The organism is Bradyrhizobium valentinum (genome assembly GCF_001440405.1).
In the GTDB taxonomy this organism is placed as follows: domain Bacteria; phylum Pseudomonadota; class Alphaproteobacteria; order Rhizobiales; family Xanthobacteraceae; genus Bradyrhizobium; species Bradyrhizobium valentinum.
Genome location: NZ_LLXX01000036.1, coordinates 1 through 13,451 on the forward strand (window position 1 = coordinate 1; position 13,451 = coordinate 13,451).

The 13,451-nt window shown below is 58.5% G+C and carries 12 protein-coding genes and 1 pseudogene; 4 read left to right on the forward strand and 9 right to left on the reverse strand.

Going from position 1 to position 13,451, the window contains the following annotated elements:
- Positions 1-838: SagB/ThcOx family dehydrogenase (locus tag CP49_RS06840; RefSeq protein ID WP_156438112.1), on the forward strand; the 838-nt coding region annotated here is incomplete at its 5' end.
- Positions 839-1,403: 565 nt separating this feature from the next.
- Here CP49_RS06840 and CP49_RS06845 read toward each other — a convergent pair.
- The 3 genes from CP49_RS06845 to CP49_RS06855 form a co-directional block, all read right to left on the reverse strand.
- Positions 1,404-2,429 carry a D-alanine--D-alanine ligase family protein gene (locus CP49_RS06845; RefSeq protein ID WP_057849536.1) on the reverse strand — a complete coding sequence of 342 codons (1,026 nt, stop codon included), beginning with the start codon at positions 2,427-2,429 and terminating at the stop codon, positions 1,404-1,406.
- On the reverse strand, positions 2,426-3,409 hold the full coding sequence (locus CP49_RS06850) for a putative zinc-binding metallopeptidase (protein ID WP_245310540.1): 984 nt from the start codon (positions 3,407-3,409) through the stop codon (positions 2,426-2,428). Before CP49_RS06850 ends, CP49_RS06845 begins: the two co-directional genes overlap by 4 nt.
- A 758-nt stretch (positions 3,410-4,167) precedes the next feature.
- Positions 4,168-4,683 (reverse strand): Spy/CpxP family protein refolding chaperone, encoded by a 516-nt coding sequence (locus CP49_RS06855; protein WP_057849538.1) that lies wholly within the window; start codon positions 4,681-4,683, stop codon positions 4,168-4,170.
- Positions 4,684-5,150: 467 nt separating this feature from the next.
- Here CP49_RS06855 and CP49_RS06860 point away from each other — a divergent pair, with 467 nt between their 5' ends.
- Entirely contained in the window at positions 5,151-5,594 is a 444-nt protein-coding gene (locus CP49_RS06860; protein ID WP_057849547.1) for a hypothetical protein, read from the forward strand.
- A gap of 100 nt (positions 5,595-5,694) precedes the next feature.
- On the opposite strand, the pseudogene ppk2 reads toward CP49_RS06860, so the two are convergent.
- The 5 genes and pseudogenes from ppk2 to CP49_RS06880 form a co-directional block, all read right to left on the reverse strand.
- Positions 5,695-6,434: pseudogene (ppk2, locus tag CP49_RS06865) on the reverse strand (polyphosphate kinase 2).
- Positions 6,435-7,366: 932 nt separating this feature from the next.
- Positions 7,367-7,711, reverse strand: coding sequence for a helix-turn-helix domain-containing protein (locus CP49_RS44335; RefSeq protein ID WP_156438116.1), 345 nt, complete (start codon positions 7,709-7,711; stop codon positions 7,367-7,369).
- Positions 7,712-7,782: 71 nt separating this feature from the next.
- Positions 7,783-8,526 carry an outer membrane protein gene (locus CP49_RS06870; protein ID WP_057849540.1) on the reverse strand — a complete coding sequence of 248 codons (744 nt, stop codon included), beginning with the start codon at positions 8,524-8,526 and terminating at the stop codon, positions 7,783-7,785.
- A gap of 272 nt (positions 8,527-8,798) precedes the next feature.
- Entirely contained in the window at positions 8,799-9,344 is a 546-nt protein-coding gene (locus CP49_RS06875; protein ID WP_057849541.1) for a hypothetical protein, read from the reverse strand.
- Positions 9,345-9,942: 598 nt separating this feature from the next.
- The gene (locus CP49_RS06880; RefSeq protein ID WP_057849542.1) at positions 9,943-10,209 is read right to left on the reverse strand and encodes a response regulator; all 267 of its coding nucleotides are present in this window, start codon (positions 10,207-10,209) and stop codon (positions 9,943-9,945) included.
- A gap of 378 nt (positions 10,210-10,587) precedes the next feature.
- Here CP49_RS06880 and CP49_RS42315 point away from each other — a divergent pair, with 378 nt between their 5' ends.
- Entirely contained in the window at positions 10,588-10,938 is a 351-nt protein-coding gene (locus CP49_RS42315; protein ID WP_082645888.1) for a peptide chain release factor 1, read from the forward strand.
- A 270-nt stretch (positions 10,939-11,208) separates the two neighbouring features.
- The gene (locus tag CP49_RS06890) at positions 11,209-11,415 is read left to right on the forward strand and encodes a hypothetical protein (protein ID WP_057849544.1); all 207 of its coding nucleotides are present in this window, start codon (positions 11,209-11,211) and stop codon (positions 11,413-11,415) included.
- Between the two features lie 1,003 nt (positions 11,416-12,418).
- Here the strand turns inward: CP49_RS06890 and CP49_RS44340 are convergent.
- Positions 12,419-12,871, reverse strand: a complete 453-nt coding sequence (locus CP49_RS44340; RefSeq protein WP_156438118.1) for a hypothetical protein — start codon at positions 12,869-12,871, stop codon at positions 12,419-12,421.
- Positions 12,872-13,451: the final 580 nt, after the last annotated feature.

The following is a 13,451-nucleotide window of genomic DNA, read 5'->3' on the forward strand; positions in this document are numbered from 1 at the left end:
CCTCCGGGTGAACGAAGGCGACGGCAATCTCGTTCTCTGGGATTTCCACGATCTCGGGTTTCACACGCGGAGCACGGAGGGCCGACAGGCCAATCCGGTTGGCAGCACCTTCGCCTATGCAAGCGTCGTTTCACCGCTGCCCGCGGTGCGTCCGCCCTGGCCCGGCACGAAGATCGACCTGCACAAATTCTTCATCTCGGATCCGATCTCGCCCTTCGCAAAGCTGTTGCGCGAACGCCATTCAGTCCGAGATTTCGATGACGAGCATCCGATCACGCTCGCCGAGCTCGCGCAGTTTCTAGACGGCGCGGCCCGAGTCCTATCGGAATGGAATAGCGGCGCGCCTTTCGAAGGCGGTCCTGAGATCACCTACAGCACAAGGCCCTATCCGTCGGCTGGCAGCGCGTACGAATTGGAATTGTATCTGGCGGTCTCGAACTGCAAGGAGCTTCCACGCGGACTGTACCACTACGACGCGGGCGGCCACGCGTTGGTAGCGATCGAGGTCTCCGCACTGCACCTCCAGGCGCTTTCGGCGGCAGCCGAGTTTGCCATGGACGCACCCGGTCCACCCCAGGTCCTGATCACAATCGCCGCGCGTTTTGGGCGGATTTCCTGGAAATACAGCTCAATCGCATACTCGCTGATCCTGAAGGATGTCGGCAGCATGATCCAGACGTTCTACCTGGCTGCAACCGATATGGGCCTTGGTGGCTGCGCCATCGGCACCAGCAATATCGATCTGTTTTCAAGAATGACTGGGCTCGAATTCCATGTAGAGGGCCCGGTCGGTCAATTCGCGCTCGGACGCGGCAAGAAGCCCGAGGGCCCACGCTAGACCATGATACTTGTTGAAAGGCGGTGCCCATTTGTCTGCCAGCCGCCAAGCCCTCGTAGGTTGTGCCACCAGACGGCTCGGTTGTTCCACTTGCCCAGATCACGGCGAACTAAGCGCAACAACAGTGCTGCATATAAACAATGGCGCTGCATATAAATGTAACAACGACCGCAGAAGCGAAGAGTCTTATGACGCGCTGGCTAACACGTGATCCTCGCGTCTGCTTTATCTCGAGCAGTTAACGCAGACCTCGCTGCATGGTCCGCTTCGGGTCGCGTCGGTTTGGCCGTGTACCGACGACTTCCGCTCTACCCCTATAAGCAGACATCGTTACCGTGCGCCGGGATGTCTCAAAGGTGCCAACAGGCGACATGGAAAGGAATCCTATCGAGGAGGCCGTAGTTAGGCGGTTGTATTCCGACTATTTGGCCCAATCCCCTAACGGGCTCAAGTTGGCTTGCGGATCAGAAGCTAAAACATCCTCAGGACTGCGAGTCTTCGAGCAGACCAAAACAGCCGGACATAGATGAATCGGGCATGGGAATCTCTCTTCCGCATACCAGTCTCAGCCTACAGATGCGCCGGCGTTTGTCCGGCTTATTCCGAGCGCCAGAATGCGATGCAAGAGGCCCGGGTAATCAAGTCCGTCATGCCGGGCCGCTGTAGCGAACTCCTGGCTCTTCGCGATTTCGGGATTGGGGTTCGCTTCAATGAAATACAGGGTGCCGTCGGCAGAGAGGCGAAAGTCGATGCGCGCGTATCCATCGAGCCCCAGTGTTCGGTAGATGCGTTTCGCTGTTCGCTGAATGCGGGCGCGTGCCTCCGGCGCAAGATTCCTGGCCGGCCCATCTACAATTCCCACGCGCTCCTGATAACCGGGATCGTGTTTGACCTTCTCGGTGGCTATGGCCTGGCCGCCCATGGTGCCGAATTTCAATTCCCAAACCGGCAACACTCGCAACCGATTGTTGCCGAGCACGCCGACATAAAGCTCGCGTCCCTCGATATACTGCTCGGCGATCGCGGCGGTCCCGATCCGCTCGTGGACGAAGGCGACGCGCTCTGCGAGCTTCTCGTCCGTATCGACGACGGATGCCTGCGAGATACCCCGGGATCCATCCTCGTTCAGGCTCTTGACGATCAACGGCAGCGCAAGACGCGCTGGGCGTTTCACCTTTCGGCGCATCGGGAATACGGCGAAGGCCGGCACCGCGATCCGGCGATGGTGCACCAATGTCTTGGACAGATCCTTGCCCCGCGCCAAGATCAGACCACGCGGGTTACACCCGGTATACGGGATCTGCATCAGTTCGAGATAGCTTGCGACGTGCTGGTCATACCTTGGCTCGTTGTGAAACTGCTCCAGCAACGTGAATACCACGTGCGGCTTGAAACTTTCGATCGCCTCGCGCACCGGCTTGATTTCTTCCTGCGCACCGAGCGGGCGAACATCATGGCCGGCCGCACGCAAGGTGCTCACGACGTCGTATTCTGTTTTCCATTCGTTGATTTGCCGCCCAGTGTATCCGTCGGTGGAGTCCGGGGGCACGAAGTCCGGATGCATGAGCACCAGAACGCGCAGGCGTCTCACAGAGCGATCCACTTTCGCCGCGAGGGACCAAACAGCGCGTGCATGGTCTTGGCGGTCAACAGGACGGTGAAGTCAGTAACAAGCTTCCGATCGGAGCCGACAGCGCGCAGATTGAGCTCTCGGCAGCGGGAGATCATGTCGTCAAGTACAGCATCAAGCGTAAGTTGGTTCTCGCCCGTCCACCGCGCGACCAGCCGCCTGAAGTGGGCGCGGTGCCGCCTGATGAACGCAGAAGCCGGCTGCCCCCGGCGATGCCGTGGATCGGCGGAAAAGAGCCGGGAGAGGTCGCGGTCGTAAGTCTTCGGTGGCCTGAAGGCGTAGAACGCCTGCTTCTTTTTATAGTGGTCGCCGAGTGTCTGACTGAGTTCATGCAGCGGATCGACACGTTCCCGCGTCGTGACTAGCGGCCGCTTCCCGGCGATTTCCTCCATCAGTTCGTCGACATATTCGAGCTTCTTCAGCGCTGGCCAGCCGGCATAGCGCGTCCGCCAGTTCGAACGCGGCCGCAGCCACACCGCGAAGGTTTCAGCGAAATCCTCGTCCGGATGGCTCTGCGCGTACCAGAGCCGCAGATGCTGGACATATTGCCGGCTGGCTGGATTGGGCCGGTAGTAACGCGGGTAGTGTTTTGAGGACCGGCCGAACAGCTGCTGCCAACGCCGGCGGCGCTGCAGCTGATAGCCGTGCTGGATGGCATGGCCAGCCTCATGGCGGAGGATGGCCATGCATTCGGACCAGGAGCCACCCTCGACGTCGAGCATCATTTTCTTCTCGAGCTTCATCAGGCGGGGATGGGTGAGATAGAACGGGATGGCAATGCCGGGCACATCTGCCGGACTAAACCATTCGCTCGATATCCATGCATGTGGCCGCAGCCGGATGCCCCGCTCTTCGAGCTCTTCATAAAGAGTGCTGATACATTCCTCGAGCCAAGTGCCCTCGACCGCAACCCTCAGACTACTGAGGCGTTGCTGGAGCAACTGCTCATCCGATAGCTTTTCCCAAGCATATTTCCGACGGGGCATAGGCATCTAGAAGTCATAACAACTCGGTACTCAGATGGTGTCATAGGATGCTGCTGACAACAACCGCCGAGTCTCCGCGGCGCGCTGCTGTTCAGCGACCCACGTTGGCTTTGGGTCAAACTCGGTAGTCGCCGGGTCCTGCCGCGAAGTCCGCCTTGCCCGCGATTGTGTTGCAAAAGTCGAAAATCGAACAGCACCAAAAATCTCGCGAAAGTTGATTTTTTGACTTCTCTGCTGCTGCGTCGCTTTTCAGCGCCACTACGGAGGTCCGTGATCAATTTTGGATGAAGCGACTTGGCCCCTCACGTCGCCGCGCGTAAAAACGGATCAGCGGCTCTAAGGATTTTCGTTCGCCACCCCAAAAAAAACCTTTGCAACACAATCCCCGCGTGAGCGGACATCGATAGACCAGCCGGTCAGGTCCGAAAACCTGCACACTAGCGGAAGTCACCGCTTCTTTCGATTGCCTCGTCGGCGCCGGAGAGAAGTGGCGGTGGTATTTCGAGCCCGAGTCTACGGGCAGCCTTTGTATTGATGATGAACTGGAATTCGTGGATTGACAGAACGGAATTTCAGCGGAGTTCTTGCAGACAGACGTTGAAGACCCCGGGGATGTCGGCCTCTTGATCCAAAGCGGACATCGCCCAGGCTTAAAGTCAGTTCCGCATACGCTCCGACCATTATGCGGCAGGCACGAATCGAACTACTTTGCTTTAGTCCTCGTCCTCAGACTGCGCACGACGCCGTTCTACGGATTCACTCATATCGTGGAGTACAAAGAGCGCGAGGGCCGCCATGTGCCGCCTCTGTTCCGGACTGAACGTTTGATAGAGTGGCTGCCACGCCTCGGCGAGCTTATCCAAATCGGCTGATCGTTGAGCCAATGTTTCCGAGCGCCGATGCAAAAACGCAATGGGGTCACGATTGCGCATGACCTCGAAACGGCTTTCGTCGGCCCGTCTACCCACTGTTTCTTGGATTTTTGCAACACGGGCTTTCCGATCCTCCGCCCTGGCACGAATAGCGCTCTCTACAGCCGGCCAGTATTTTTCCTGCTCAGGTGTTAGCTGCAACGCAGCCTTTACCAGGTCAATGCGCAAGTCCATCAGTGAATTCCGGTCCGCTACATTTAACCGTTCCGGAGTCGCAGGAGAAGGCGTTTGCGCGTGGGCAATCGGCGATGCAGTAAGGAAGAGTGCAGTTGCTCCGACCACTACTATTTTCATCATCGGCGATCTCCTAGGTAGGTTGCCCCCAGGCACCCGCAAAAAAATGGCCACGCACCGCAGGTCGCGTTGATTCAAATCAAAGGTACCAGAGAAGTTTTTTTGCGCAGGCCAGACCTATCGACATGTCCGCATTTGCGCCGCTATTCGGGGCAAGCGGACATCAACTCCCGCCTAGTGCCGCGCTGAACTAGGGCCCATTGGGCCTGCGTCATTAAGGCAGGCCTTTTCCTTACGGCACAAGCCGGACAAGCGCCCGAGGTCGGTAGGGTTCCAAACTTCGTGCACGCCGCAGGTGCAGGGGCGCAAATCGAGCGGGCGGTGGCCATGCTGCACGCTGCACTCGTTCGCGCAACTCCTCAGAAAAAGTCCAAGCCTGAAAAGCTGTCAGTCCTTTGACCTAGATCAACCGCATGCCCGAGGCTATCCCAAGCCTGTGGTGGTCTCTCCCAACAGCGATGGAGGAGAACATGCGCACCCTCAGAATGGCATTCGTAGGCGGATTCGCCGGAGCCTTGATGGCCAGCAACATGGCGACGCTCCAGGCGGCTCCTTTGCCGACCAATGTGGCAACCATGAAATCAATGGTTGGCGACAGTGCGATCCAGGTCCGCTGGGGCGGCTGGCGGGGCGGCGGCTGGGGACACAGGGGTTTCGGAGGCTGGGGCTATCGAGGTCGGGGTTGGGGAGCGGGCGCGTTTGCTGGTGCCCTAATCGGTGGCGCGATCGCGAGCAGCGCATATGGCTATTATGGGGGCGGCCCGTATTACGGCGGCTATTACCCCGTCGGCCCGTATTACGGCGGCTACAGCTACTATCCGGTCGACTATAGTTGGGAAGCAATCCAGGAACCCGGGACCGCTAGCTTCTACCGACCTTACGGATACGGCGGGCGGCCTTGGGGCTATTGGTAAGCGGGAATTCTGACGGCGTCCCGGCACTGCTGATTTTCACGAGAATGGTGGCTCGGATTGTCGCATATGGATTCCTGACGCAGTAAAACCGCCCGCGGCATTAGTAGTGGCTGGGGATCACCTGGCCTGCGCTCAGGCCCTCCGTAGCATCCTTGGGCCGCCGCTGCGCCTTGGGGATCTTGGGAAGTTCTATGTCGATCTTATAAGGGATGCTGTCGAGCAGATGCCGGATCAGGTTTAGCCGAGCGCGGCGCTTGTTGTCAGCCGGCACGATGTGCCATGGCGCCCATGACGTGTGGGTGGCCTCGATCATGCGCCGGTAGGCCATCGTGTAATCCCACCAGCGCCGCACCGATTCAGTGTCCATCGGACTCAGCTTCCAGTGTCTCATCCGGTCTTTGATCCTGGCCTCGAAACGGCGCCGCTGCTCGTCCTGGCTGACATCGAGAAAGTACTTGCGCAGGATGATACCGTTGTTGACGATCATCTCCCGCTCGACCACAGGGACCATCGTTAGGAACCGCTCGTACTCCTCGTCGGTGCAAAAGCCCATCACTCGCTCAACCCCGGCCCGGTTGTACCATGAGCGGTCGAAGAGGACGACCTCGCCCGCCGCCGGGAATTGCGCGATGTAGCGCTGGATGAAAACTTGGGACTTCTCGCGGTCGGAGGGGGCGGGCAGTGCCACGTGGCGGTAGACGCGTGGCTGGTGCGTGCGGTGATCCGGCTGATCACGCCGCCCTTGCCCGCCGTGTCCCGGCCTTCGAAGACCACAATGACGCGTTCTCCCTTCTCTTTGACCCAAGTTTGCAGGCGGCTTAGAGTTGGGCACCGCGTCATTCGCTTGCTTCGGAACTGCAGCCCAGTGATTTTCTCACGCCAGATACTCAATAAGTGCAGCTACGCGGGCTCGGCATCAGATCGTGGCCTTGTCGTCAGCAACTCAAGCAGCCAGTTCTGAGTCCTTGCCGCGAGGCGATACCTAGGCCGGTCAGGCCGCGCTTGCTCGATCAAGCGAAGAAAGCGGGCGGTGAAGCTGGGGAACTTCACCGCCCTTCCCTTCCGACGGAGGGGGCGTATTCCATCGAAAGGTAACCGGAAGGAGCGAGCCTTGGGGCCCGCGCGGCCCTCCGACCGAACCCTGCTCGCTCGTGGTGACGCCCAGCGGGAAAATCCTAATGGACCGAATGGGCGATGAGCGCACAGGCGAAGCCCACGACTAAGACGCCCGAAGCTATGACGGAGACCAGGTCAATTGACCAAGGGTGGCCGCCTCCGCCGATCAAATCGAAGTGTCGGGCGTGGCATTCGTCGCGATATGAATGAAGACGCATGGCAACTGCACTCCTCATGCGCAGTGGCACCATCGGCCTCATATGACCGGCCGCAAGGCGGGACATTGATCCACATCAAGCGTCCCGGTCCTGCGCGTCTGAAAGAATTCTTTCTCCGCCGATTTTCCTCTCCCCGGCTAGGTCGTCCGAGCGACACGCCCTTCGCAACCAACAATGATCCCAAACAATTCGGTGAGATTAATTGTGCAACTTCGGGTGCATACGCGGCTGCTCAATGATCGTACGCGGCAATAGAGCCGACTGGAACTTGCGTGCGTGTGGGAATTGTTCAAGCTGGTCGCAACTGCGTTTCTGATTTCAATTGTCATTGATGCCGCCGTTTTCTCAATCTGGTGGTGGTTCATAAAGTGAGGTTGCTTCGACCTGTCCTATGACATCCGGCCGAACCTACCGGGAAGCGGTGCGTTGCCGTTCGCATCACCGTCCAGGCTCTTGGCAATTCGCAACTGGTTTCAAGCGCGCTGCTCCTGCGCCCCGGCGCACCGTGACATGCAATCGGAAGCCCATTGCGCCGAGAACATTCAAAACAGTCGTGAAGTTTGGCTTTTTTGGATCACCTGCAAACGCACGATGAATGCTCGGCCTCGCAAGCCCAGATTTCTGCGCAAGGTCAGAGATATTGTACAGATGGATGGCGGCGCCGATGGCGTGACAAATTTCGGCGATATCCGACTTCTCAAGCGCTTGATTTATGCAATCGGCAGCGGCTTGCCTTTGGTTCGATTGTGGGCGGGTCGCGGGCCTGACAGATTTTTCAGCCATCGTAACCTCCAACAAAATAGGCCGGCATTTCTGCCGGCCTACTTTACTGGAACAGATGTAATAGGACGAGGTCAGTATCTCGCTGCGACCGGTGCGCCGAAACCGCCGAAGCGGTAATTGACGCGCAAGGTGACCATATCCACGTCCTGGCTGACCCGGTTGTTGAATACAGGTGCGACAATGAACGTATTGTTGGTATCGCCCATGAACAGGTGGTCGTATTCAACACCGAACGACCAGTTCGGTGCAAAGCCGTACTCAAATCCAACACCCACGGCGCCACCCCAGCGGGTCGCGCTTGCCGAGGCCAGTTCAACGCCGGTAAGGGTATCGAGGACACTAAAGCGGTTGCTTGTTACCGCCGCGCCGCCCTTTACGTATAGCAGCGCTTGATTCCAGGCGTAGCCGATCTGGCCGGTAAAGAGGCCGATGCCATCGGTTTTGATGCGAGTGGAGAGCCCAGGAAAGAGCAGGCTTTCGCGCGTGTGGCTGAGATCCGCCCAATCGCCCTGGGCTTCCAGGCCAAACACCCACTGATTGGCTTGCCAGCGATACCCGATCTGGCCGCCGGCGAGGCCTCCGGACCGCTCGCGGCAGCCCTCAGCGAAGGTGCCGAACGCCGGGTCAACGAAATCCCAACAATTGCTGCTCTGGCCCCAGCCACCGTTGGCGCCGATGTAGAAGCCGGTCCAGTCGTAAATCGGAGCCAGCACCGGCGCGGGTGGCCGTGCCTTGACCGCCATATCGGCGGCCGAGGCGGGAGCGCCCATCCCGAGAGCAAGCAAACCAACAGTCCCCAGCAAAAATTTCTTCATCTATTTTCTCCATCCGCGTCGCCTGGTCGCGACGCCAATCGCGGTTGAATCGAACTTCCGAATTGCAACTGTAAGTTTGCGTGATTTTCCCGACAAAGTCCGTGACTTGAAGGCAACACTCCGTTTTTGAAATATGGCAAACCCGTGTCAGAACGATAGATGGGCGCCTCTCGCGCACAACGGCCCAGGGCCTTAGGGCGGGCGCACTTAAGTAGAAGCACGTCATAAGGAATGCTTAGCCTGACAGTTTTGGGCGGCGGGGGATGCGGCACTCAATTTTCATGGGCTTCCTGAAAGGGCTCCCGGGCTTCGACCGTCTTGTTTCGGAGGATGCGGTCAGACGCCATTTGGCGAGCGCTGGGAGAGCAATCCCTCAGCTTCGTCAGAGCGTCGGTGACCGTCCGGCCCAGTTGCCCAATCGCTTCGTCGGTAAGGATCGATCTCGCGCTTCCGAGCCGGTCGACGCTGACATTCAGGACAGTCAGTGCCTCCTTGAGTTGCGCCAACTCGGGTTGAAGGGTCGGGCGTTCTCCTGCCTTGATCTCCCGAAGGGTGTTGCCAAGCGTGCGAACTTCCACCGTCAGGTTTCGGATGTTCGCCAGCACGTCTTTCTGCGGCAGATCGACTTTCGACAGCACGGCCTCAGTCATCGTTGCAACGACGTTTTCGGCAAAATGGTTGATGCGCGCAATCGCAACGAGCGCAACAATCGCAGCTATGATCACCAAGATCGCCGTCGCATTGATCAGCGCCAGCAGCAGCTGCCCAGGGAGCCTCCACAACCGCGCTGAAATCCCACTGCCATCGGGCTCGGCCATGGTTGTCTCCTGTCGTTCTGTCGTTTCTTGTGCCGGGCTCGTCCTTCCGCTCAGCGGGCGACGGCCGCGACCACACCGACGCGCCGCTTGCGCAAGTTCTTTGATCTAAATCAAGACAGGCATTTTGGAATTGCATCCGCATAGGCACTCACCAGCCTCCGTGGAGTTTTGACCATGAGTGAACCTCAATCGGAAGCGATCTCCCGTCGAAGGGCTCTTTCTCTTCTCGGAAAAGCTGCTGCCTTTCCCGTCCTAGCATCCACTGCCGCCCTTACGGCTTCCGATGCTGAGGCTCAGACCGCGGGCATGGAGCGGCGTCAGGAGCGGCGTGCCGGACGGCACGAGCGACGTGACGAACGGCGCACAGGGCGCACAGAGCGACGTGAGGAGCGGCGCACAGGTACAACGACCGGCACAGCTAAGTAATTCCACTGCTCGGCAGCGAAGTCGCAGCCATCGGCCGAACCGAAACGGCGGATGTCGCCGCTCGCCCTTTTTGCGCTGTTGAGTTTCTTAACAAGCGCCATCCTGCAAATGAGACCAGCGGAACTGGGAGAGGCAATAGGCCCGCAGAGCGCGTGGCAGCGTCACTGGTGCGTTAGAACATGTCCCCGCCGTTGAGCTGGCCCGCAACCTTCTTAAGCGGCTCAATCAGCTCCTGCGTCGAGAATGGCTTGGTTAGAAACGCAATGCACCCGGAGTCCAGCGCAGCCGTGCGAACGGCAGGGTGCTCATTCCCGGTCATGTAGATAACCGGCACGGAAATCCCCTCGGCTTTGAGACGATGCCTCAGCTCGATACCCGACCCATCGTTCAGGTTAATGTCGAGGATGACGCACGCCGCCTTCTCGAAGCCGGATTTCAATAAGCATGCTTTGGTGCGCTAATTTTTTCTCTCCCCCAGGGAGGAGCGTTAAGAATGCTTCGATTGCCAGAAAACGTTCGCTCTACCCTTCGCACTCTAAGCGCGTTCAAGGGCGTTGCTGATAGACTTCGCGTGCCACTGCCCGCCGGCGCCGTCGCGACGACTCCCGGCATACAACCGTTAACCATCCGTTAACCATAGCTATTCATGATGCTACTCGTGTGTGTTCGCGATGAGCTTGAACTACATGGCGCAGCGTAGTTCCAGAGCGTCAGTTGAGGGGAGGAGGACGTCCTGACCTTTCCCTCACCGCTAGCACCAGACAAGGGAGCAACAGCCCTCGATCTGGTATATCAAGCGGCCGATGTCTTCCGCGGTATGGAGAAACACGCACGCGATACCGAAGCCCGTGCCCAGTCGCTTTGCACAAGCGCCTTAGAAAGATTGCGGCTTGCCGAAATGCGAGCGGAGGCCGCCGAGCGGGCACAACGTGAACTCATCGTCACCGCTGAACGTAAGCTGCAACATGCGTGCCGAGCGCTGGAACAAGCCCAGTCCTTTATTGAAGCTCAGGAGGATAAGTTGACGGCCGTAGAGCTTCGTGCCGAAGTTGCTGAAGCTGAAGCGCGACAAGCCAAGGAGGTGCTCGCGCTCGTTGAAGAGGCCATTCGCAAGCGTCTACTTTGCGCAAACCCGGATGCTGATGGCAGGTTGACAGCGGTAGCCTGATCCATTGCGACTGCCATGGCTCACTGTGTGCTACCGTGGCAGGTGCGGCACGAGCGAACACCCCTGCTGTGAGCTTGACGGCAGCCGCCAACCATTTGAAATCGGGCGACGCATGGGTCGAGGTTCAAGTACGCATGTACCGCACGCGCCAATTCAAATGACAGAGCCGAACGATAACTGGCTATTAACCAAGTTGGATTATCTGGAGAGTTGGGCATTCGGGGCGCGTGTGCTGGCTTGCGGGCCAGCCGGTAATGTAGGCGTGGACCCATGGCCCTTGACCCGGAAGAGTTCGTCACCCTCACAGATCACGGCTCGATGAAACTGCGCGCGGCAGTTTCGCGCGCGATGACATTGCTACCCAAGGAACGCAAGCGGACAACAATCGTCCGCGAGGGTGAACCGGCGATCCTGAATTTCGACCAGATCAAGAACCTAGCGGCGCAGTGGAACGAACGGCTCGTGCCAATCGACTAGTTTCGCCGTGCTAGGTTCAATCGGGTCGCGCCCCAGCCGAAGCGGTCCGCAGGGTGACCATATCGACGAAATTTTTCCCTCCCCGGAGCCAGAGGACGGATGAAGCATGCTTGCCGGTTCCCTCAACAAAAAGCATGCTTCACGTCGAAATTTTTCCCCCTGCGACGATGTCTGTAACGTCCCTACCTGCTTCTTGATCCTTGGCGGCAGCCACTTGGCCATCTCAGCGTCGCCTGAGAGTCAGGGGAGCAGCATCCTGTTGAGGTCCGCGTTGAGGGATCTTCGGCTATCGCTCGATCCCCTTTTGCTGAAGCGCTTTTCTCCTTTGCCTTTTCCTTTGCTCGATGACCCACAGCCACCCAAAACCAATGGCAAAGACCACCATGACGATCAAAATGGCATACTCTATCATTGGAGTGCCCTGAGCTAATGTTCACCGATCAAGATTGCGGTTCGCTGTCTCATTCGGGCCTTGATCCACATCAAGAACTACTCGCCTTCCACGATCTTGATCGGCAGCTTGAGATCAATCAACCGCGCCTGCAGAAGGGACAACGAGAGCATGTCCTTCGCGCGCTCAGGGCCTGAGTTTTTTAGTTGCTTTGCCGCCCCGCCATTTTTTCGAGACGGGAAGCCCGGCGTAGCAGGACAGCCCCATTCGTCGTTCCTTTGATGCGACGTGGCTCGCAGGTCGCGCTGGACCAGCCGCGACTAGCGTTCCGACTTCTGTCGAACCACCCGCAATTTTCCGAGAGATAACGCGCGGTCGATCGCGCGCTCGGCTTCTGACACCGCTTCGGTTTTGGTAGCGGCCTCGCCAGTATGTGACTTCTTGTACACTGCGAAACCCCACTTCCATAGCTGTCGTTCTTGGACGATTGTGTAATCAACGTCGCGATATCTCATGCCGTCCTCTCGCCGCTCTCGCATCTGTGCCAGACTCCAGGCCCATGGAATGTTGGACGGTCTATTTGGTTCCTGTAGGTGGATAGTGGGCAATGCGTTAATCGGACGAGTCGTCACCTGGCGTTATCTCCGCTGATTGAGCCGCCATATATGACGTTGCCATGGTAAGCAGGTGCACGGCGGCAGTGCCTAGCTGCTGCATCTCCTCATCCACCCTATAGACTGTGGAAGCACGGCGGTATGCGACCGCTACCGTTGCGTAAGCATCAGTGATCAATGTCGCTAACTGATCGTTGTCATCGATTGCCTGCTGCTCGCGCAGTTTAACGACCTTAAGCGCGGCTTCCGCAGTGGCTTGAGCGAGTTGCGGATCTTCCATGTTTGGATCAGTAACATCAGGCTGACATGCTGCAGCTGCTCCAGCGACAACTTCGTAGTACTGTCGCTTTCGCGGGCCATCCGCGGACAGGTAATTTTTTAATAGACGGCGGGCCCTTACTTCAAGGTGTTTGCGATCCTCTCGGATCTTCTCTCGCTGCTCATCATACAACTGAACACCCGTTGTCCCCTATTTGCACGGTCTTCGAGGCACACTGTTCGAGGGAATACGCAGTTTTCCCTTCCTAAGTTCCGCAACGAACCGACAGCTGCGGGTCATCACGTTGTGCTCGCCAACGGGCATACGGGCTCCTCGTTACAGCGCAGTGTCCCAGAAGGACGGGACCGATGGTCCACCCAAACCGGTTAACGGGACCGCCTGTTCGCCGCTGCGTGCGGTGACGCGGTGAATGCGCGGCGACGGTCTGCACTCCTAAGAACGATTAACCGACGTGAAGTCACCTGCCGTCGCTTACGCACGTCGAGCGTACCGCGTCGTCCGCCGGTTGCGTCGCTGCAGGTGACTAGGGGTCAACGCGAATGTTCACGTAGATGAACGCGAGTTTTGATCCAAGTGAACGGAGCGAAGCTCCCGCGGGCGAGGCTTCGGGCGGACCGCGGTTCTGCGCTTGCGCGAGGTATACGCGGCTTTCCTTTCAACGGAGTACGCTCCTGTTGCGTCGAATTCTCATCGCTTCAGCAGCCGCAGCCATGCTGCTCGTCACCTTCACTCCCGACGACGCGTTCGCCCG